The following is a 21,387-nucleotide window of genomic DNA, read 5'->3' on the forward strand; positions in this document are numbered from 1 at the left end:
CTCCTGGTGTGATGATTTGTGTTCAAAACTGGGCATATTATGCCACGCACACGTTTGCGTGGCACGAAAATAAAAAGGGCTGGATTCACCAGCCCTCGTATTTATTTGCTGAATGCTGCCTGGAAGACAGCGACCAGCGCATCGTTCTGCGACTGGGTCAGCGTGTGACCTTTTGGATCGATAAACTGCAGGCTACTGCGGTTATCAAGGTCACCGACCTGAATTTTGTAGTCACCGGAGGCAAGCTGAGGATCTTTCGCGCCCAGTTCCTGCCATGCGCTGTCGGAGAGCGGCTTATAGGTTGCCGTCATGCTACCGGTTGAGCGGGTGCTGTCGGTCACTTTCATGCCCACTTTTTCCAGCGTCGCTGGCAAACGCTGCCAGGTCTGGTTAAACGGTGCACGAACCACCAGCATTGGCAGGCCGGTATCATCCGCACCGCTTTGCACATCGAAGGTCACACCGTTGCGGCTCTGCGCGGCGTTGGCGGCATCGGTCGCGGTTTTATCCAGACCCGCGGCAATCACGTTCAGCATTTCGGTGCTGTAACGCTGCAGGGACGCGGCATCCGCAACCGGTTTACCCGCCTGCTCCAGGTTCAACAGCTTAACGTTGACCGCCTGCTGGTAACCCTGTGGTTTTACGGAGACTTGATAACGACCGCGGTACTGCTGGTCTTCATCCAGACGGTTCCACTCGATCCAGTCGGTGGTTAACGTCTGGCTGGCGTCATCGCGTTTATCGATGGTGTAGTTCTTCGACTGAATGACGCTGACAACCTGCGGCCACAGCGTGCTACCGCGCGCGCTCTCAACCATCAGAGACGCCGTATCACCGGTGAACTGGGTACGCGCCCCGTTAACCAGCGCCAGAGGCTGTGCTGGCGGACGAATATCAAGCGCTTTACCGACCGGGCCGCTGCCGTTGGTCACGGGAATATTATAATCGCCGTTCTGAATCGGCAGGATCATACCAGCCGGTGCGTGAAGTTCAGCAAGCGGGGTCGCATCCAGATAGGATTCATCACCGCTCACCTGGCGCTTGTAGCGCGAGTCTGAACTACAGGCAGCGAGCAGCATAACAAGCGAAACACTCGCAACCTTCGCCAGGCGCGACTTCTGTACTGAATAAGCCATCAAATCTCCCTAAACTCTACAGCAAACCGGCATGCTTCAGCGCCGCCCTGACGATGTCACGACCGTGGTCGGTAATCGGTGTCATTGGCAGACGCAGCGTATCGGTTGCTACAAGCCCCAACTCCTTACATGCCCATTTCACTGGGATCGGATTGGGTTCGACAAATAATTTATTGTGCAGCGGCATCAAACGCTGATTAATGACGCGGGCTTCATCAAAGTGACCGGCTGCGGCCAGTTTGCACATTTCAGCCATATCGCGCGCCGCAACGTTTGCCGTTACGGAAATCACGCCATGGCCACCGAGTTGCATAAAGTCCAGCGCGGTCGCATCATCACCACTCAACAGGATAAAGTCGTCTGAAACCAGCTCTTTGATCTGATGAACGCGGCTTAAGTTCCCTGTCGCCTCTTTAATACCGATAATATTTTTTACTTCCGAGAGACGACCAACGGTTTCCGGCAGCATATCGCAACCGGTACGGGACGGCACATTATACAGAATTTGTGGCAAGTCAGTATGTTCAGCGATGGCTTTGAAGTGCTGGAACAAACCTTCCTGAGTAGGACGGTTGTAATAAGGGGTCACCGTCAGACAGCCAACGATGCCGCTGTCGTTAAAACGTTTGGTCAGGCTGATAGCTTCTGCGGTTGCATTAGCCCCTGTCCCCGCGATGACCGGAATACGTCCGTCAGCCAGTTCCAGGGTCAGCATCACGACATCGCCGTGCTCGTCGTGGCTCAGCGTTGCGGATTCACCGGTAGTCCCTACCGAAACGATCGCCGAGGTTCCATTGGCGACATGGTAATCAATGAGCTTCTTCATGCTTGACCGGCAGACATTACCTTTTTCATCCATCGGTGTAACAAGCGCGACAATACTTCCCGTGAACATGAGCCATCCTCTGTGCGAACAAGAGTCTCAATGGTACGTTTGGAACTGTAATAAAAGCAAGCGACCTGAGGCGCTCAGGCGGTTGTATGCATGTTTTTTTTATGCTTTCCTTAGGAAGACTTAACCAAGCAAAGGAAGAACAGGTTTGACAACCTCATCACAACATTACCTGGTTATCACTGCGCTGGGTGCCGACAGGCCGGGTATCGTGAACACCATCACCCGCCACGTAAGCAGCTGCGGCTGTAATATCGAAGACAGCCGTCTGGCCATGCTTGGCGAAGAGTTCACATTTATTATGTTGCTTTCCGGGACATGGAACGCCATTACGTTGATTGAATCGACCCTGCCGCTGAAAGGCGCCGAGCTGGATTTGCTGATCGTCATGAAGCGCACCACGGCGCGACCGCGTCCGGCTATGCCTTCTACCGTCTGGGTGCAGGTTGAAGTGCCTGATTCTCCCCATCTGATAGAGCGCTTCACGGCGCTGTTTGACAGCCATCAGATGAACATTGCCGAGCTCGTTTCCCGCACACAGCCGGGCGACGCAAGCACAGTTCCCACGCTCTTTATTCAAATTACCGCGCACAGTCCTGCATCACAGGATGCGTCAAATATCGAGCAAGCGTTCAAAGCCCTCTGTACAGAATTAAACGCGCAGGGCAGTATAAGCGTCGTCAATTATTCGCAGCACGAACAGGATGGAGTTGAGTAATGAACCCACTGAAAGCCGGTGACATCGCACCGAAATTTAGCTTACCGGATCAAGACGGCGAGCAAGTAAATTTGACCGACTTCCAGGGACAGCGTGTTCTGGTCTATTTCTACCCGAAAGCCATGACCCCTGGCTGCACCGTACAGGCCTGCGGCTTACGCGACAACATGGACGAGTTGAAAAAAGTCGGCGTGGAAGTGCTGGGTATCAGCACGGATAAACCAGAAAAGCTGTCACGATTTGCTGAAAAAGAGCTGCTGAACTTCACGCTGCTTTCTGATGAAGACCATCAGGTGTGCGAGCAGTTCGGCGTCTGGGGCGAGAAGACGTTTATGGGTAAAACCTACGACGGTATTCACCGCATCAGCTTCCTGATTGACGCTGACGGAAAAGTTGAACACGTGTTTGACGACTTCAAAACCAGCAACCACCACGACGTGGTGTTGAACTGGCTGAAAGAAAGCGCCTGATAAACAGCAAAACGGCAACCCAGGTTGCCGTTTTTCGTGTTTTCCCCCTCTCCCCGTGGGAGAGGGTCGGGGTGAGGGCATCAGGCCGCTCAAAACTACTTCTCTTCCACCGCCGGCACATCCGGCCACGCGTGGACCACGGCTTTAATCAGCGTTGCCAGCGGAATGGCGAAGAATACGCCCCAGAATCCCCACAGCCCGCCGAAAATCACCACCGATAAGATAATCACCAGCGGATGCAGGTTCACCGCTTCGGAGAACAGCACCGGCACCAGCAGGTTACCGTCCAGGCCCTGAATAATCAGGTACACCGCGAAGCAGCTCCAGAACTCAGTTCCCAGCCCAAACTGGAACAGCGCCACGCCAACCACCGGAATGGTCACCACAAACGCGCCGATGTAAGGGATCAGGACCGATAACCCTACCAGCACCGCCAGCAGCAGCGAGTAGTTCAGGCCGAAAATCAGAAAGCCAATCCAGGTGGCGACCCCCACGACAATCATCTCCAGCACCTTGCCGCGAATGTAGTTGGTGATCTGCTGGTTCATCTCTTCCCAGACCTGCCCCGCCAGCCCGCGGTTGCGCGGTAAAATACGGCGTACGGCGTTGAGCATCTGGTCTTTATCTTTCACCAGGAAGAAGACCATCAGCGGCACGAGCACAAGGTAAACCGCCAGCGTCAGCAGTCCGACCAGCGAGGCCAGAGAGTATTTCACCACCGAATCGCCCATCATCATGATGCGGGCGCGCATATTTTCCGCCATCGCGTCGATAATCCCAGCATCCATCAGGGCTGGGTAACGGCGCGGCAGCGTGGCGGCAAAATCAGAAAGCTTGTTGAGCATGCCGGGCATATCGCGAATAAGGTAGATCCCCTGCTGCCAGGCAACCGGCATCACCACAAAGGCCATTAACAGCAGGATGCCGACAAACAGCACCAGCACGATGCTGGTCGCCCAGCGACGGGAACAGCCGATGTGCTCCAGGCGCGCCGTTGGCCACTCCAGCAGGTACGCCAGCACAATCGCCACCAGCAGGGGCGCGAGCAGACCGCTGAAGAAGAACAGAATACCGAACCCGGCAACCAGAATAACCAACAAAGCAATGGCTTCCGGGTCGCTGAACCGACGCCGGTACCACTGCATTAACATTTCGAGCATACAACCCTTCCCTGAATCGAATGGCGGGAGTGAGACGATGAATTGTATCTAACTGTCACAAAAAAGACTTTCGCTTTTTGTATCCCGATCACAATCCGCAAAAGCCTGATGAATGGGATTTTCTTCATGCTACAACACGGCTACACTCCCAGAGCAGCAGAGATGAACGATATACCGGTTCATCGGTCAAATTAGCACATCCAACATACAGGACAGTGGTTATGTTCAGGCAGTTGAGAAAAACACTGGTTGCGACACTGATTGCCGCGGTGACGGTCGGTCAGGTGTTGCCCGCTTTTGCTGACTCGTCCGATACATTGCCGGACATGGGCACCACAGCAGGAAGCACGCTCTCTATTGGGCAAGAGATGCAAATGGGGGATTACTATGTTCGCCAGCTGCGCGGCAGCGCCCCGCTGATTAACGACCCTTTGCTGGTACAGTACATTAACGGGCTGGGGATGCGTCTGGTTTCGCACGCCGACTCGGTAAAAACCCCCTTCCATTTCTATTTAATCAATAATGACGAAATCAACGCCTTCGCCTTCTTTGGCGGTAACGTGGTGCTGCATTCGGCGTTATTCCGTTACTCTGACAACGAAAGCCAGCTGGCCTCGGTAATGGCGCACGAAATTTCGCACGTCACCCAGCGCCATCTGGCGCGTGCGATGGAAGACCAGAAACGTAACGCCCCCCTCACCTGGGTGGGCGCACTGGGCTCTATTCTGCTGGCGATGGCCAGCCCACAGGCCGGGATGGCAGCCCTGACCGGTACGCTGGCGGGAACGCGTCAGGGGATGATCAGCTTCACCCAGCAGAACGAGCAGGAAGCGGACCGCATCGGCATTCAGGTGTTACAGCGTTCGGGCTTTGACCCGCAGGCCATGCCGAGCTTCCTCGAAAAACTGCTCGATCAGGCGCGTTACTCTTCCCGTCCACCGGAAATTCTGTTGACCCACCCGTTGCCGGAAAGCCGTCTGTCGGACGCGCGTAACCGTGCCAACCAGATGCGCCCGGTCGTGGTCCAGTCTTCGCAGGATTTCTACATGGCGAAAGTGAGAACGCTGGGGATGTACAATTCCGGGCGTAACCAGCTCACCAGCGACCTGCTGGATACCCTGGCGAAAGGCAACGTGCGAGAAAAAAACGCCGCGCAGTATGGTCATGCGCTCCAGGCGATGGAAGCCAGCAAATACGACGAGGCGCGTAAAGCGCTGCAGCCGCTTCTGGCAGCCGATCCGAACAACCCGTGGTACCTCGATCTGTCGACGGATATCGACCTGGGGCAGAAGAAGCCTGCCGATGCGATTAACCGCCTGAAAGGGGCGAAAGATGTCCGTACCAACCCGGTGCTGCAGCTTAATCTGGCGAACGCCTACTTGCAGGGCGGCCAGCCTGGCGAGGCGGCGACCATCCTCAACCGCTACACCTTTAATAATAAAGACGATCAAAACGGCTGGGATCTGCTCGCTCAGGCGGAAGCCCAGCTCGGCAACCGCGATCAGGAGCTGGCGGCGCGTGCCGAAGGTTTTGCCCTGGTGGGCCGCCTCGATCAGGCGATTTCCGCGCTCAGCAGCGCCAGCTCGCAGGTCAAACTCGGCAGCCTCCAGCAGGCTCGCTACGACGCGCGTATCGATCAGCTACGCGGCCTGCAGCAGCGCTTTAAGCCGTACGAGAAGATGTAATAAAGGAGAATTCACGTCATGACAGACGCCGTAAAAATCTATCATAACCCTCGCTGCTCCAAGAGCCGCGATACCCTGAGCCTGTTAAAGTCTAACGGCGTGGAGCCGGAGGTGGTGCTGTACCTTGACACCCCACCTGACGCGCAAACCCTCCGCCAGCTGCTGCACATGCTGGGAATGGGCAGTGCAAGAGAACTGATGCGCCAGAAAGAAGATCTGTATAAGTCGCTTAACCTGGATGACAACCGTCTCACCGAGGCTGAACTGGTTCAGGCGATGGTTGAAAATCCAAAGCTGATTGAGCGCCCGATTGTGGTGGCGAACGGCCAGGCGCGCATTGGACGCCCGCCGGAAGACGTGCTCGAGATCCTCTAGTCCTTATGCCGCAGCGCTTCCAAGAAGGCCTGCGGCGTACTCTCTCCCAACTTTTTCTGCGTTTTTCCCCGGTTGTAAAATTCGCACAGCTGGATCAGCAGCTCGCCTGCCGGTTCACTGTTCAGACGTGGAATGATGTCGCATAGCGGCAGAGCAACCTGAACGGCGGGGAATTGCTGTGGATGCACTGTCACGGCGGTATTGCGTTTCTCAAGCTTCACCTCGAAACCAAAAGTCTCAATAGATTGAATATCAGCCGGACAGGCTTCCAGCACGTCGTTCACCCAGTGGACCAGCAGCTGTGGAGAAATGCCCGCGTACAGCCGGGCGGAGCACCAGCCGCTCACGGGTTCACGCGCCCAGAGCAGATGCTGTTCACCGCCATCGTCCATATGCAGAGACAGAGGCTGATGATGTAACAGGAGTTTTTGCGGCACGATACCTGCCCTCAGCGCCTTTTTCCCTTGTAACGTCGCGCCCTTCTGCTTTACCGAAGCCGGTTTGAGGTAGCGATTGAGGGTCGCGCGGGATACGGCGATCCCGAGTCCGTTATTGACCATCTGCAGCAGTTCGTCCAGCGGGGCACCCGTGATATCCCGCAGGGCATTGACCAGCGCAACCTGCTCCTGTCTCAATGCTTTGTGTATCACTTTTGGCGTCGTGTGGTTATCCGAAACCTGGTCGCGGTTACGCCAGCGCCTGACTGTAGTGACCGAGATCCCCAGCTCAACGGCCAGCTCCCTGTCGCTTTTATCTGATTGCTGAAGATAGCGACGGATGCGCGGCGTCGTGGTGGCATTAGCATGCAGTTTAATTTCCATCGCAGGATCCTCAGAACCAATCTTGTGAGATTTACACTATACCAGCGATTGCTTTGTGACCGATTTCACCTTTCGCTCGCCACGCTTCACTGATAATCCTCAGACATAACACAAACAACACCCCTCAATCTTGTACGGAGTTCACAATGAACAATGTTCTGGGATTTCTTGAAGCAAAACTGATGCCGCTGGCGGCCAAAACGGCCCAGCAGCGGCATCTCGGGGCCATTCGCGGCGCCTACGTCTCCTTCATGCCGTTTATCATCGTCGGCTCTATTCTGCTGGTGATCTCGTCGTTCCCGAATCAAGCCTATCAGCAGTTTATGTCTCAGGCCTTTGGTGAGAGCTGGAGCGCCATTATCGAAATCCCGTTCAACGCGGTGTTCTCCACCATGTCGCTGTTCATCAGCTTCCTGGTCGCCTTCCGCCTGGCGGAACACTATGGCGAGGATCGCATCTCCTGCGGCATCCTGGCGCTGGTCGCCTTTCTCATCCTGACGCCCTTTATCAAAGTGGCGGAGAACGGCGGTATCACCGTCATTCCGGTGGAGTGGATTGGCAGCAAAGGGCTGTTCGTGGCGATGATTGGTTCCCTGCTCTGGACGGAGCTGTTCTGCTGGCTCAAGCGCAAAAAACTGGTGATCAAAATGCCGGACGGCGTGCCTCCGGCGGTGCAGGAGTCGTTCGCCGCGCTGATCCCGGCCCTGCTGGTGATGATTCTGGTGCTGGGTATCCGTATCGTGTTTGAAAACACCCACTACAACACCATCCACCAGTTTATTTACGAAGTGGTTGCCACGCCGGTGCGCCACTACGGCACCTCTTACTTTGGCGCGCTGATGACGGTGTTCAGCATCACCATTCTGTGGTCAGTGGGCATTAACTCCGGCTCGATGATCAACGGCATCATTCGACCGCTGTGGATGGAGAACCAGACCGACAACATCGCCGCGATTCAGGCAGGCACGACGCCGCCGCACATTATCACCGAACAGTTTTTTGACATGATCTGGATGGGCGGCGCGGGGGCCACGCTGTCGCTGGTGATTGCAATGCTGATTTTCGCCCGCAGCAAAAACATGCGTGAAGTGGCGCGCCTCGGCGCCGGGGCATCGGTGTTTAACATCAACGAACCGATCCTGTTTGGCCTGCCGGTGATCATGAATCCGATCATGCTTATCCCGTTCAACCTGGTGCCGCTGGTGCTGGTCACCGTGCAGTATGCGGCGATGAAGATTGGCGCGGTTGCCGTCACCACCGGGGTGTTTATTCCCTGGACGCTGCCGCCGGTCATCAGCGGTTTTATCGTCACCGGTCACCTGAGCGGCAGCGTGATGCAACTGATCAACCTGCTGATTGGCGCCATGCTGTATCTGCCTTTTATGCGTATCGTGGACAAACAGTACCGCGCGGCGGAAATGGCCACCGTTACGCAAACCGACACCACCCTTGCAAAACAGGAGTAACGCATGTGGGGAATTATCGCGACCTGGCGAATGGCGCTTGAAGGCGTCACCGAGTCTGCATCTGCGCTGGCTGCGGGGAAACCGGTCTCGGCAGCGGTGGTGGATGCCGTCGCCGCCGTCGAAGACTTTCCGTTTTATAAATCCGTCGGCTACGGCGGGCTGCCCACCGAAAATGGTGAGGTGGAGCTGGACGCCGCCTACATGGACGGCGACACGCTGGCGTTTGGTGCCGTGGGCAACCTGGTGGATATCGCCAACCCGGTGCGCGTGGCGCATGCGTTAAGCCGCCAGCGCTACAACAGCCTGCTGGTCGGCCAGGGCGCGCGGGAATGGGCGCTGAGCCAGGGCTTTGCCGACAAAACCATGCTCACCGACCGCGCCATGCAGCATTACCGCAAACGCTGCCGCGAAACGCTGGATAAGGGCTTAAGCCCTTACGACGGACATGACACCGTCGGCATTATCGGCCTCGATAAACAGGGCTCAATGAGCGTCGCCACCTCCACCAGCGGCCTGTTCATGAAAAAACGCGGTCGACTCGGCGATTCGCCGATCATCGGCTCCGGCTTTTACTGTGACAGCGAAACCGGCGCCGCCACCGCCACCGGCGTCGGTGAAGATCTGATGAAAGGCTGCACCAGCTACGAAATCGTTCGCCGCATGGCGCAGGGTATGACGCCGCAGCAGGCGGCAGATTCGGTGGTGTTCGAACTGGAGGACAAGCTGATGTCGCGCTTTGGCCGCGTGGGCGATCTCTCCGTGGTGTGCATGAATAACAGGGGCGAATTTGGTGCCGCTACCAACATCAAAACCTTTTCGTTCGTGGTGGCGACGGCTCGACAGCCCCTCACCGTTTTTCGTACCGAACGCCTGCGGGAGAAAACGCATTATCACGCGGTAGACGATGAGTGGATGCAGGCCTATGCCGCACGGATCCGCGCGCCGATTGAGGAGTCATGATGATTACGTATCAGTTTATCACCGCGCTTTCCGACGCGAAGCCGCAGAGCCATTTGATTGCCTCCGCCTCCTGTACGCTTTTGCCCGAAACGGCGCTTGTCGCGGAAATGCGCGAGTCTGCCAGCATCGCTGACACCCGCTTTGGCTGCGCCCCGTTTGCCCGGATCACCCTGCTGCCCGATGCGCTCTGGCAGGATAGCCTGACCGAAGAATTACTGACGGCGCTGCGCCCGCTGCTGGCCTCGCCCGTCAGTCCCGAGCTGATACTGGACGTGACTGATATCGACGATGTGGTGCTGGCGCAGGTGCTGCGTTTTCTCTTTAATCAGGCGCACAGGCTTAGCGATTTGCAGTTGAAGAAAACCAGCGACAGCGTCCGTCTTGAGCGCATCACCGCGCTCTGCTTACCCAAACAGCAGGAGCGACTGGCGGTTATTTTCCGCCAGCAGCAGGCCATCGCCCACGGCATGGTCGCGGCGCGACGTCTGGCGGATACCCCGTCCGACCGCTGCACGCCGCAGTTTGTGGTGGAAGAGGCGCAAAAACTGTGTGCCGCCTTCCCTGCCCTGCGGTGCGAAGTGCTGAATGAAAAGCAAATCGTTGAGGACGGTCTGGGGCTGCTGCACGCCGTCGGCAAAGGGGCGACCTGTCCGCCGCGCCTGCTGGCAATTCACTATGACGGTGTCAACGACGGCCCGGTGCGCTGCTATGTGGGTAAAGGCATTACCTTTGATACCGGTGGCCTGTGGCTGAAGGAAGGCGCGGGCATGTACACCATGAAATACGACATGTGCGGTGCGGCTAACGTGCTGGGCCTGATGCTGACCGTCGCAGAGCTGGCGCTGCCCGTACGCATGATGGGCGTGCTGGCGCTGGCAGAAAACGCCATCGGCCCGGACGCCATGCAGCCCGGCACGGTAGCAACGGCCTGCAACGGGATCACCGTTGAAATCAACAACACCGATGCCGAAGGCCGACTGGTGCTGGCGGACGCCATCGCCTGGGCCAGCCAGCGGCATCCGCAGGCGCGCTATATCATTGATATGGCTACGTTAACCGGTGCGGTCGTGAAGGCGCTGGGGTATGAGCTGAGCGGGCTGATGACGCAGGATGAACCGCTGCGCGCGGCGCTGACGCTGGCGGGTAAGCAGAGCGGCGATGAAGTGTGGTCCCTGCCGCTGGATGCGCGGCTGAAAAAGCAGACCGACAGCGCGATTGCCGATCTGTGCAACACGCCAACCAACAATGCGGCGATCAGCGCTTCGGCAGCGTGGCTGCTGCATCACTTCTGCCCGCCGACAATCCCGTGGGCGCATCTGGACATCAGCGGTACGGCGCTGTGGCGCGAAAACGGACGAAGCGTGGCGTCGGGAAGACCGATTCCACTGCTGGTTGAGCATCTAATGGGGGATCTTTAGCCGGATGGCGGTTGCGCCTTACCCGGCATACAAAGTGCGGCAGGTTTTCGTAGGCCCGGTAAGGCGCAGCCGACACCGGGCAAAAAACTCAAAGCTTTAGAATATCTTTCACAAACGGGATAGTCAGCTTGCGCTGGGCGGTAATGGAGGCGCGATCGAGCTGATCGAGCGTATCAAACAGGGTGCGCATTTCGCGATCCAGACGCTTCAGCAGGAAGCGCCCTACGTCCTCCGGCAGCTCAAACCCGCGCTGCTTTGCGCGCAGCTGTAACGCCTGAAGCTTATCTTCATCCGATAGCGGCTGAAGCTTGTAGATTTGCCCCCAGTCCAGACGAGACGCCAGATCAGGCAGTCCCAGGTTCAGCTGACGCGGCGGACGATCGCCGGTGATCAGCAGCCGGGTTTTCCCCGATTCCAGAATGCGGTTGTAGAGGTTAAAGATCGCCATTTCCCACGGCTCATCCCCCGCCACGCATTCGATATTATCAATGCACACCAGCGAAAGATGTTCCATTCCCTCAAGCACCTCAGGCACGAACCAGGTACGTTTATCCAGCGGCACGTAGCCTACCGCATCGCCGCGCGCCGAAAGCTCCGCGCAGGCGGCATGCAGCAGGTGGCTGCGCCCCGCGCCTTCGCGTGACCAGATATAGATGTATCCGCTGTGTTCCTGGCGCAGCACGTTTTGCAGTGCAGCCAGTAAAGAGGGGTTATCACCCGGCCAGAAACTCGCGAAAGTTTCGTCGTCAGGGAGATAGAGTGGCAGAGAGAGCTGTGCCGGTCCGTTCAGAAGTACCTCAACCAGATCTGACATAAAATCGGCATGGAGTTTAACACGGAACCTGCAAGGAGAGAACCGGGCGGATCGTCCACCCGGTTATAGGATCAGTGTGACGCTTTTTCGCTTTCGTCAGCGTCCAGCACCACCTCTTCCGGACGGATCACGGAGATCAGCTTGAAAATCAGGCTCAGGCCCACGCCGACGATGGTTGCCAGCGCCATGCCTTTCAGCTCGGCCGCGCCGATGTGCACCTTCGCGCCACTCACGCCGATAATCAGGATCACCGAGGTCAGGATCAGGTTCTGCGCCTTGCTGTAATCCACTTTGGATTCAATCAGCACGCGAATACCGGAGGCACCGATCACGCCGTACAGCAGCAGAGAAACGCCGCCCATCACCGGAACCGGGATGATCTGAATCGCTGCCGCCAGCTTACCGACGCAGGAGAGCAGAATGGCGATGATCGCCGCGCCGCCGATAACCCAGGTGCTGTAGACGCGGGTAATCGCCATCACGCCGATGTTTTCACCGTAGGTGGTGTTTGGCGTAGAACCAAAGAAACCAGAGATGATGGTGGAGAAACCGTTCGCAAACATGGAGCGGTGCAGACCCGGGTCGCGGATTAAATCGCGCTTAACGATGTTCGCCGTTACCACCAGGTGGCCGACGTGCTCCGCAATCACCACCAGCGCCGCAGGCAGAATGGTGAAAATCGCAAACCATTCGAAGCGCGGCGTGTAGAAGGTTGGCAGCGCGAACCAGTGCGCCTCGGCAATCGGGGTGGTATCCACCACGCCCATCACGAAGGAGAGCGCGTAGCCCGCCAGCACGCCGATCAGGATCGGGATAATCGCCATAAAGCCGCGGAACAGCACGGAACCAAACACCGTTACGCCCAGGGTCACCAGCGAGATGATAATGGTTTTGGAATCCGGTGACTGGCCGTCAGCAGGCAGCAGACCGGCCATATTCGCCGCGACGCCCGCCAGTTCGAGACCGATGACGGCCACGATGGCGCCCATCGCCGCAGGGGGGAACATCACGTCCAGCCAGCCGGTACCGGCTTTCTTCACAATGAAGGAGACCAGGCAGAACAGCACGCCACACATGATAAAGCCGCCCAGCGCGACCTCATAACCCAGCGGCAGCAACAGCAACACCGGCGAGATAAAGGCGAAGCTCGACCCGAGATACGCCGGAATTTTGCCTTTACAGATGAAGAGGTACAGCAGCGTACCGATGCCGTTGAACAGCAGCACGGTAGCTGGGTTAATGTGGAACAGGATTGGCACCAGCACGGTTGCGCCAAACATGGCGAACAGGTGCTGCAAACTAAGCGGGATAGTCTGTAAAAGCGGCGGTCTTTCACTCACCCCGATAGCACGGCGCGTCATAGTGTTTTCCTCTGAGTAGTATCGTTGTTGGTGTTTTATTCAAAAAAAAGCCGACTATCAAAGTCGGCTTATTTATCGTTATTCGATTATTTCGTACCAAAAATCTTATCGCCGGCATCGCCGAGCCCCGGGATGATGTACCCGTGCTCGTTCAGGCCCTGGTCGATAGAGGCGGTATACAGCTCAACGTCCGGGTGCGCTTTTTCCAGCGCCGCGATCCCTTCCGGTGCCGCAACCAGCACCAGCACTTTAATGCTGCTGCAGCCCGCTTTTTTCAGCAGGTCGATGGTGGCAATCATTGAACCGCCGGTTGCCAGCATCGGGTCAACCACCAGCGCCATACGCTCGTCGATGTTGGACACCAGCTTCTGGAAGTAAGGAACCGGCTCGAGGGTTTCTTCGTTACGGTAGATCCCCACCACGCTGATGCGCGCGCTTGGCACGTGCTCCAGCACGCCTTCCATCATGCCGAGACCGGCACGCAGGATTGGCACAACGGTAATTTTCTTACCTTTGATCTGCTCAACCTGCACCGGGCCGTTCCAGCCTTCGATGGTGACTTTTTCCGTTTCCAGATCGGAGGTCGCTTCGTAGGTCAGCAGGCTGCCGACTTCAGAGGCCAGTTCGCGAAAACGCTTCGTGCTGATGTCATGCTCACGCATCAGGCCCAACTTGTGTTTAACGAGTGGGTGTTTCACTTCCACAATCTTCATTCTCTTTCTCCTCTGAATGGCATCCGCAAAAAAATCGCGGGATTATACCGCTTTTTTCGGATTAGGCCATACCCATGTTGCTTGACAGGGATCAAGCAAAGACAAAAAAGCCGGAGGCTGAGTTCCGGCTTGGGTGCGGGTTCTGCCCGGTGGCGCTGCGCTTACGCGGGCCTACGTGTATTGTAGGTCGGGTAAGCGTTAGCGCCACCCGACAATTACAGGTTATCCCCGTTGCTCGCAATCACCTGCTTATACCAGTCGAACGACTTCTTCTTGCTGCGGTTCAGCGTGCCTTTTCCTTCATTGTCTTTATCGACAAAGATAAAGCCGTAGCGTTTTTTCATTTCACCGGTACCGGCAGACACCAGGTCGATACAGCCCCACGGGGTATAGCCCATCAGGTCTACACCATCTTCCACCACCGCTTTTTTCATCTCGCGGATGTGGGCGGCCAGGTAGTCAATGCGGTACTGGTCGTTCACCGTGCCGTCACTCTCCTGCACGTCGATTGCGCCAAAGCCGTTCTCAACGATAAACAGCGGCAGCTGGTAGTGATCCCAGAACCAGTTGAGGGAGTAGCGCAGCCCCACCGGGTCAATCTGCCAGCCCCAGTCGGATTTCTGCACGTACGGGTTAGAGACCAGGCTCTTGCTCTCGTCATAGTCCAGCTGCGGGTTGTCCGCCGTCGCCTTGGTGGCGAAGGACATATAATAGCTAAACCCAATGTAGTCAACGCAGCCCTGCGTCAGCGCCGCTTTATCTTCTTCGGTAATATCCAGCGCGAAGCCGCGACGTTCGAAGTAGTTGAGCAGATGCTGCGGGTACTTGCCGCGCACGTGCACGTCGGTGAACCAGTAGCGGCGGTGCATGGCGTTCATCGCCATCATCATATCGTCCGGCGCGCAGGTCAGTGGATAGATAGGACACATGGCAATCATGCAGCCGATCTGCAGGGACGGGTTAATCTCGCGCCCCGCCTTCACCGCCAGCGCGCTGGCCACCAGCTCATAGTGCGCGGCCTGGAACATTACCGGCTCGCGATCTTCGCCCGGCGCGTACTTCAGCCCCGAGTTGGTGAATGGGGCAAAGTCTTCGTGGAAGTTGGCCTGGTTGTTGATCTCGTTAAAGGTCATCCAGTACTTCACCTTGTGCTGATAGCGCTGGAAAACCACTTTTGCAAAACGAACGAAGAAGTCGATCAGCTTACGGTTGCGCCAGCCGCCGTATTCCGTGACCAGATGGAACGGCATCTCGAAGTGAGACAGGGTAATAACCGGTTCGATGCCGTGCTTCAGACACTCGTCGAACAGGTCGTCATAGAATTTCAGGCCTGCCTCGTTCGGCTCAAGCTCGTCGCCTTTCGGGAAGATCCGCGTCCAGGCAATAGAGGTGCGGAAGCATTTAAACCCCATCTCGGCAAAGAGTTTGATGTCTTCTTTATAGCGGTGATAGAAATCGATGGCTTCATGGTTAGGGTAGTTTTTCCCGTCCAGCACGCCGTTGGTGATTTCACGCGGCACGCCGTGCGCGCCTGCGGTCATCACATCGGCCACACTCACCCCCTTGCCGCCCTCTTTCCAGCCGCCTTCTAGCTGGTGCGCCGCAACCGCACCGCCCCACAGAAAATCTGCTTTAAATCCTGACATTCACTTTCCCTCATTCTGCGTTATTTTCTGCAAAAACAATTACAGAAACCGGTTTCAGTTGAATGATGTGCAAAGCCGTTTCGGGTTGCAAGGAGAATACCGAAACCGGTTTCATTTTCGTGAACAGACGCAAGTTTGGGCGCACTGGCAGGCTGCGCGTAAAAAAAGATCCCTACGTCCAGAATAGGCTCGCAAACGTTTGCCTGGACTGTTAGAATTGCGCCGATTTTTCTTACTAGCTATGCAATCGCGTGGGGATTTAAGCCGTGACCAACAAAACTTCTCTCAGCTACAAAGATGCCGGTGTTGATATTGACGCAGGTAATGCGCTGGTTGACCGAATCAAAGGTGTGGTGAAAAAAACCCGCCGCCCGGAAGTGATGGGGGGTCTGGGTGGATTCGGCGCACTGTGCGCGCTGCCGCAAAAATATCGTGAACCTGTTCTGGTCTCGGGAACTGACGGTGTAGGCACTAAACTGCGCCTGGCGATGGATTTAAAGCGTCACGACACGATCGGTATCGATCTGGTCGCGATGTGCGTGAATGACCTGGTGGTTCAGGGTGCAGAGCCGCTGTTCTTCCTCGATTACTACGCGACCGGCAAACTGGACGTAGATACCGCGGCAAGCGTGATCAACGGTATCGCCGAAGGGTGCCTGCAGTCTGGCTGTGCGCTGGTTGGCGGTGAAACCGCGGAAATGCCGGGCATGTATCACGGCGAAGATTATGACGTCGCGGGCTTCTGCGTCGGTGTAGTAGAAAAATCAGAAATTATCGACGGCAGCAAAGTGGCCGATGGCGATGTGCTGATCGCGCTGGCCTCCAGCGGCCCGCACTCCAACGGCTACTCCCTGGTGCGTAAAATCATCGAAGTGAGCGGCTGTGACCCGCTGACGACCGAGCTTGACGGTAAACCGCTGGCTGACCATCTGCTGGCCCCGACCCGCATCTACGTGAAAAACGTGCTTGAGCTTATCGAGAACGTCGACGTTCACGCTATCGCTCACCTGACCGGCGGCGGCTTCTGGGAAAACATCCCGCGCGTCCTGCCGGACAACACCCAGGCGGTGATCGACGAATCCTCATGGCAGTGGCCAGCCGTGTTTAACTGGCTGCAGACCGCAGGCAACGTGAGCTCCCACGAAATGTACCGCACCTTTAACTGCGGCGTGGGCATGGTTATCGCCCTGCCGGCAAGCGAAGCGGATAAAGCGGTCAAGCTGCTGACTGAAAAAGGTGAAAACGCGTGGAAAATCGGTACGATTAAAGCCTCCGATTCCGAACAGCGTGTGGTCATTGAATGAAAAACATCGTGGTGCTCATTTCCGGCAACGGAAGCAATTTGCAGGCGATAATTGACGCCTGCAAACAGAAGAAAATCAATGGCACCATTCGGGCAGTTTTCAGCAACAAGGCCGACGCGTTCGGCCTTGAGCGCGCGCGGGAAGCGAACATCCCTGCGCACGCGCTGGAAGCCAGCCAGTTCGCCGGGCGTGAAGCCTTTGACCGCGAGCTGGTGCATGAGATTGATGCTTACGCGCCGGACGTGGTCGTACTGGCGGGCTATATGCGTATTCTGAGCCCGGCTTTTGTAGAACACTTCGCCGGACGTCTGCTGAATATCCACCCTTCCCTGCTGCCGAAATATCCCGGCCTGCACACCCATCGTCAGGTTCTGGAAAACGGCGATGAGGAGCACGGCACCTCCGTGCATTTCGTTACCGACGAGCTGGACGGCGGTCCGGTGATCCTGCAGGCAAAAGTCCCGGTCTTTGACGGCGATAGCGAAGAAGACGTGACCGAACGCGTGCAGACCCAGGAGCATGCCATCTACCCGCTGGTGGTAAGCTGGTTTGTCGACGGGCGTCTCGAAATGCGCGACGGCGCAGCCTGGCTGGACGGCGTGAAGTTACCCCCGCAAGGTCATGCGGCGGAAGAGTAGTTTGTTATGTCGGGTAGCGCAGCTGCGCTTACCCGACCTGTTCATTGCATTACCCGATATCCCCTTCTCCAACCTTCTAAAATCCCCAACAAAAAAAATAACTGTCATACTTTTCTGGCACTGTTGGACATATCGTGGAAATGCTCGCCATAATAAGGACGAGACGGATTTACCACGTCCTGTGATTGAACTGGAGTGTGAGCTGTAATGGGTCAGGAAAAGTTATATATCGAGAAAGAGCTAAGCTGGTTAGCATTTAACGAACGTGTACTCCAGGAAGCGGCAGACAAAAGTAACCCGCTGATCGAGCGCATGCGTTTTTTGGGCATCTATTCCAACAACCTGGATGAGTTCTACAAGGTTCGCTTTGCCGAGCTGAAAAGACGCATCATCATCAGCGAAGAACAGGGTCTAAACTCGCACTCGCGGCACCTGCTGGGCAAAATCCAGTCCCGCGTGTTGAAAGCCGATCAGGAATTTGACGGCCTGTATAACGAACTGCTGCTGGAGATGGCGCGTAATCAAATCTTCCTGATTAACGAACGTCAGCTTTCCGTTAACCAACAAAACTGGCTGCGCCACTACTTTAAACAGTACCTGCGCCAGCACATTACCCCGATTCTCATCAACCGCGAAACCGATCTGGTGCAGTTCCTGAAAGATGACTACACCTATCTGGCCGTGGAAATTATTCGCGGTGAATCCATCCGTTACGCGCTGCTGGAAATCCCGTCCGACAAGGTGCCGCGCTTTGTGAACCTGCCGCCGGAAACCCCGCGCAGACGCAAGCCGATGATCCTGCTCGATAACATCCTGCGCTACTGTCTGGACGACATCTTCAAGGGCTTCTTCGATTACGATGCGTTAAACGCCTACTCGATGAAGATGACCCGTGACGCCGAATATGACCTGGTGCACGAGATGGAAGCCAGCCTGATGGAGCTGATGTCGTCCAGCCTGAAACAGCGCCTGACGGCCGAGCCGGTACGCTTTGTCTATCAGCGCGATATGCCGGACGCCATGGTGGAAATGCTGCGCGAGAAGCTGACCATTTCGCGCTATGACTCCATCGTACCGGGTGGTCGTTACCACAACTTTAAAGACTTTATTGGCTTCCCGAACGTCGGCAAAGCGAATCTGGTGAACAAGCCGCTGCCGCGCCTGCGCCATCTGTGGTTCGATAAATTCCGCAACGGATTCGACGCCATCCGCGAACGCGATGTCCTGCTCTACTATCCGTATCACACCTTTGAGCACGTGCTGGAACTGCTGCGTCAGGCCTCGTTCGACCCGAGCGTGCTGGCGATCAAAATCAACATCTACCGCGTGGCAAAAGATTCCCGCATCATCGACGCGATGATCCACGCGGCGCACAACGCCAAAAAAGTCACCGTGGTGGTTGAGCTGCAGGCGCGCTTCGACGAAGAGGCGAACATTCACTGGGCGCGTCGTCTGACGGAAGCCGGTGTGCACGTCATCTTCTCTGCGCCAGGGCTAAAAATTCACGCCAAGCTGTTCCTCATCTCCCGTAAAGAGGGCGACGAGGTGGTGCGCTACGCCCACATCGGTACCGGGAACTTTAACGAGAAAACGGCGCGAATCTATACCGACTACTCGCTGCTGACCGCCGATGCCCGCATCACCAACGAGGTGCGCCGGGTCTTTAACTTTATTGAGAACCCGTACCGTCCGGTGAACTTTGACTATCTGCTGGTCTCGCCGCAGAACTCGCGCCGTCTGCTGTACGATATGATCGATAAAGAGATCGCCAATGCCCAGAAAGGGCTGTCGTCCGGCATCACGCTGAAGCTTAACAACCTGGTTGATAAAGGGCTGGTGGACAGGCTGTACGCGGCGTCCAGCTCCGGCGTGCCGGTTAATCTGCTGATCCGCGGCATGTGCTCGCTGATCCCGGAACTGGAAGGCATCAGCGACAATATTCGCGTGATCAGCATTGTTGACCGCTACCTGGAACACGATCGCGTCTATATTTTCGATAATGCGGGTGATAAACAGGTCTATCTCTCTTCGGCAGACTGGATGACGCGCAATATTGACTACCGAATTGAAGTCGCGGCACCGCTGCTGGATCCGCGCCTGAAGCAGCAGATCCTCGACATCATCGAGATTCTGTTCAGCGATACCGTGAAAGCACGCTATATCGACAAAGAACTCAGTAACCGCTATGTACCGCGTGGCAACCGCCGCAAAGTGCGGTCGCAACTGGCGATTTACGACTATATCAAATCACTCGAGCAACCCGATTAACCTATGCCGATAAATGATAAGACCCCACGCCCGCAGGAATTCGCCGCGGTCGATCTTGGCTCTAACAGTTTCCACATGGTCATCGCCCGTGAGGTGGATGGCGCGCTGCAGATCATCGGTCGTCTGAAGCAGCGGGTACACCTGGCGGATGGCCTTGATGAACGCAGCATGCTCAGCGAAGAGGCAATGGAGCGTGGGTTAAACTGCCTGTCGCTGTTTGCTGAACGCCTGCAGGGCTTCTCGCCCTCCAGCGTGTGCATTGTGGGCACCCACACACTGCGCCAGGCGCTGAACGCGCCAGAGTTTCTCAAGCGGGCCGAAAAAGTGATCCCCTACCCGATTGAGATCATCTCCGGCAACGAGGAAGCGCGTCTGATTTTCATGGGCGTTGAGCACACCCAGCCGGAAAAAGGGCGCAAGCTGGTTATCGATATCGGCGGCGGCTCAACGGAGCTTGTGATCGGTGAAGACTTTGAGCCTCGCCTGGTGGAAAGCCGCCGTATGGGCTGCGTCAGCTTCGCGCAGATGTATTTCCCGGGCGGCACCATCACCCGCGAGAACTTCCAGCGTGCGCGTATGGCGGCCGTCCAGAAACTGGAAAACCTGGCCTGGCAGTACCGAATTCAGGGCTGGAACGTGGCGCTGGGCGCGTCAGGCACCATCAAAGCGGCGCATGAAGTGCTGCTGGCGATGGGTGAAAAAGACGGGTTTATCACGCCTGAACGCCTGACATTGCTGACCGAAGAAGTGCTGAAGCATAAAAGTTTTGACGCCCTAAGCCTGCCGGGTCTTTCCGACGAGCGTAAGGCGGTCTTCGTGCCGGGGCTGGCCATTCTCTGCGGCGTGTTTGATGCCCTCGCCATTAAAGAGCTGCGCCTTTCCGACGGCGCGCTACGCGAAGGCGTGCTGTACGAAATGGAAGGCCGCTTCCGCCATCAGGATATTCGCAGCCGCACCGCGCAAAGCCTGGCCAACCAGTACAACATCGACCGCGAACAGGCGAAGCGCGTGCTGGACACCACGGTGCAGATGTACGAACAGTGGGAAGAACAGAATCCGAAGCTCGCACACCCGCAGCTTGCCGCGCTGTTAAAATGGGCCGCGATGCTGCACGAAGTGGGGCTGAACATCAACCACAGCGGGATGCATCGCCATTCGGCCTACATTCTGCAAAACAGCGATCTGCCTGGCTTCAACCAGGAGCAGCAAACCATGATGGCGACCCTGGTGCGTTATCACCGCAAAGCCATCAAGCTCGACGATCTGCCGCGCTTCACGCTGTTCAAGAAGAAGCAGTTCCTGCCGCTTATTCAGCTGCTGCGCCTGGGCGTGCTGCTCAATAACCAGCGCCAGGCCACCACCACGCCGCCCACGCTGAAGCTTAAAACCGACGACCATCACTGGACGCTGAGCTTCCCGCACGACTGGTTCAGCCAGAACGCGCTGGTCCTGCTGGACCTGGAAAAAGAGCAGCAGTACTGGGAAGCGGTCACCGGCTGGCTGCTCAAAATTGAAGAAGAGAGCGCCGACGTCGCCGCGTAA

The 21,387-nt window shown here is 56.7% G+C and carries 19 protein-coding genes; 11 read left to right on the forward strand and 8 right to left on the reverse strand.

Going from position 1 to position 21,387, the window contains the following annotated elements; all coding sequences use genetic code 11:
• Nucleotides 1-101: 101 nt before the first annotated feature.
• Complete coding sequence (gene bamC, locus P349_RS10210) at nucleotides 102-1,136, reverse strand: outer membrane protein assembly factor BamC (RefSeq protein WP_032646781.1); 1,035 nt, start codon at nucleotides 1,134-1,136, stop codon at nucleotides 102-104.
• A 16-nt stretch (nucleotides 1,137-1,152) separates the two neighbouring features.
• Nucleotides 1,153-2,031 (reverse strand): 4-hydroxy-tetrahydrodipicolinate synthase, encoded by an 879-nt coding sequence (dapA, locus tag P349_RS10205; RefSeq protein WP_008501633.1) that lies wholly within the window; start codon nucleotides 2,029-2,031, stop codon nucleotides 1,153-1,155.
• A 145-nt stretch (nucleotides 2,032-2,176) separates the two neighbouring features.
• On the opposite strand from dapA, the gene P349_RS10200 reads away from it, so the two are divergent.
• Complete coding sequence (locus tag P349_RS10200; RefSeq protein ID WP_023325845.1) at nucleotides 2,177-2,746, forward strand: glycine cleavage system transcriptional repressor; 570 nt, start codon at nucleotides 2,177-2,179, stop codon at nucleotides 2,744-2,746.
• The gene (bcp, locus tag P349_RS10195) at nucleotides 2,746-3,216 is read left to right on the forward strand and encodes a thioredoxin-dependent thiol peroxidase (RefSeq protein ID WP_008501635.1); all 471 of its coding nucleotides are present in this window, start codon (nucleotides 2,746-2,748) and stop codon (nucleotides 3,214-3,216) included. The genes P349_RS10200 and bcp overlap by 1 nt, the downstream gene beginning before the upstream one ends.
• A gap of 95 nt (nucleotides 3,217-3,311) precedes the next feature.
• Here the strand turns inward: bcp and P349_RS10190 are convergent, their stop codons facing one another.
• Nucleotides 3,312-4,376 carry an AI-2E family transporter gene (locus tag P349_RS10190; RefSeq protein WP_032646782.1) on the reverse strand — a complete coding sequence of 355 codons (1,065 nt, stop codon included), beginning with the start codon at nucleotides 4,374-4,376 and terminating at the stop codon, nucleotides 3,312-3,314.
• Between the two features lie 221 nt (nucleotides 4,377-4,597).
• On the opposite strand from P349_RS10190, the gene bepA reads away from it, so the two are divergent.
• Together bepA and arsC are read left to right on the forward strand one after the other, a co-directional pair.
• Complete coding sequence (bepA, locus tag P349_RS10185) at nucleotides 4,598-6,061, forward strand: beta-barrel assembly-enhancing protease (RefSeq protein ID WP_032646784.1); 1,464 nt, start codon at nucleotides 4,598-4,600, stop codon at nucleotides 6,059-6,061.
• 18 nt (nucleotides 6,062-6,079) lie between these two features.
• Entirely contained in the window at nucleotides 6,080-6,436 is a 357-nt protein-coding gene (gene arsC, locus P349_RS10180) for an arsenate reductase (glutaredoxin) (RefSeq protein ID WP_024907564.1), read from the forward strand.
• Here the strand turns inward: arsC and P349_RS10175 are convergent.
• A complete protein-coding gene (locus P349_RS10175) occupies nucleotides 6,433-7,257 on the reverse strand; it encodes a homeodomain-like domain protein (RefSeq protein WP_032646786.1) in 825 nt (274 codons plus the stop codon). The genes arsC and P349_RS10175 overlap by 4 nt on opposite strands.
• A 146-nt stretch (nucleotides 7,258-7,403) precedes the next feature.
• Between P349_RS10175 and celB the strand changes: the two genes are divergently transcribed.
• Genes celB through P349_RS10160 form a run of 3 tightly spaced genes read left to right on the forward strand, consistent with a single transcriptional unit; the run spans nucleotide 7,404 to nucleotide 11,101 of the window.
• Entirely contained in the window at nucleotides 7,404-8,723 is a 1,320-nt protein-coding gene (celB, locus tag P349_RS10170; RefSeq protein WP_024907562.1) for a PTS cellobiose transporter subunit IIC, read from the forward strand.
• A gap of 3 nt (nucleotides 8,724-8,726) precedes the next feature.
• Nucleotides 8,727-9,683, forward strand: coding sequence for a N(4)-(beta-N-acetylglucosaminyl)-L-asparaginase (locus tag P349_RS10165; RefSeq protein WP_024907561.1), 957 nt, complete (start codon nucleotides 8,727-8,729; stop codon nucleotides 9,681-9,683).
• On the forward strand, nucleotides 9,683-11,101 hold the full coding sequence (locus P349_RS10160) for a leucyl aminopeptidase family protein (RefSeq protein WP_032646788.1): 1,419 nt from the start codon (nucleotides 9,683-9,685) through the stop codon (nucleotides 11,099-11,101). The genes P349_RS10165 and P349_RS10160 overlap by 1 nt, the downstream gene beginning before the upstream one ends.
• 88 nt (nucleotides 11,102-11,189) lie before the next feature.
• On the opposite strand, the gene P349_RS10155 is transcribed toward P349_RS10160, so the two are convergent.
• The 4 genes from P349_RS10155 to P349_RS10140 all read right to left on the reverse strand — a co-directional run bounded on the left by P349_RS10155 (nucleotide 11,190) and on the right by P349_RS10140 (nucleotide 15,635).
• A complete protein-coding gene (locus P349_RS10155; RefSeq protein ID WP_166792068.1) occupies nucleotides 11,190-11,891 on the reverse strand; it encodes a DnaA inactivator Hda in 702 nt (233 codons plus the stop codon).
• A 95-nt stretch (nucleotides 11,892-11,986) separates the two neighbouring features.
• Nucleotides 11,987-13,276 carry a uracil permease gene (gene uraA, locus P349_RS10150; protein WP_032646790.1) on the reverse strand — a complete coding sequence of 430 codons (1,290 nt, stop codon included), beginning with the start codon at nucleotides 13,274-13,276 and terminating at the stop codon, nucleotides 11,987-11,989.
• An 86-nt stretch (nucleotides 13,277-13,362) separates the two neighbouring features.
• On the reverse strand, nucleotides 13,363-13,989 hold the full coding sequence (gene upp, locus P349_RS10145; protein WP_008501641.1) for a uracil phosphoribosyltransferase: 627 nt from the start codon (nucleotides 13,987-13,989) through the stop codon (nucleotides 13,363-13,365).
• A 215-nt stretch (nucleotides 13,990-14,204) separates the two neighbouring features.
• Complete coding sequence (locus tag P349_RS10140; RefSeq protein ID WP_032646791.1) at nucleotides 14,205-15,635, reverse strand: 6-phospho-beta-glucosidase; 1,431 nt, start codon at nucleotides 15,633-15,635, stop codon at nucleotides 14,205-14,207.
• 266 nt (nucleotides 15,636-15,901) lie between these two features.
• Between P349_RS10140 and purM the strand changes: the two genes are divergently transcribed.
• The 4 genes from purM (at nucleotide 15,902) to ppx (ending at nucleotide 21,387) form a co-directional block, all read left to right on the forward strand.
• Nucleotides 15,902-16,939: a phosphoribosylformylglycinamidine cyclo-ligase gene (gene purM / locus P349_RS10135; protein WP_024907556.1), complete on the forward strand. Its 1,038-nt coding sequence runs from the start codon at nucleotides 15,902-15,904 to the stop codon at nucleotides 16,937-16,939.
• Entirely contained in the window at nucleotides 16,936-17,577 is a 642-nt protein-coding gene (gene purN / locus P349_RS10130; protein ID WP_032646794.1) for a phosphoribosylglycinamide formyltransferase, read from the forward strand. Before purM ends, purN begins: the two co-directional genes overlap by 4 nt.
• A 207-nt stretch (nucleotides 17,578-17,784) precedes the next feature.
• On the forward strand, nucleotides 17,785-19,845 hold the full coding sequence (gene ppk1, locus P349_RS10125; protein ID WP_024907554.1) for a polyphosphate kinase 1: 2,061 nt from the start codon (nucleotides 17,785-17,787) through the stop codon (nucleotides 19,843-19,845).
• Nucleotides 19,846-19,848: 3 nt separating this feature from the next.
• Complete coding sequence (ppx, locus tag P349_RS10120) at nucleotides 19,849-21,387, forward strand: exopolyphosphatase (protein WP_024907553.1); 1,539 nt, start codon at nucleotides 19,849-19,851, stop codon at nucleotides 21,385-21,387.

Origin of the sequence: Enterobacter sp. DC4 (assembly GCF_000568095.1) — a bacterium.
GTDB classification, from domain to species: domain Bacteria; phylum Pseudomonadota; class Gammaproteobacteria; order Enterobacterales; family Enterobacteriaceae; genus Enterobacter; species Enterobacter pseudoroggenkampii.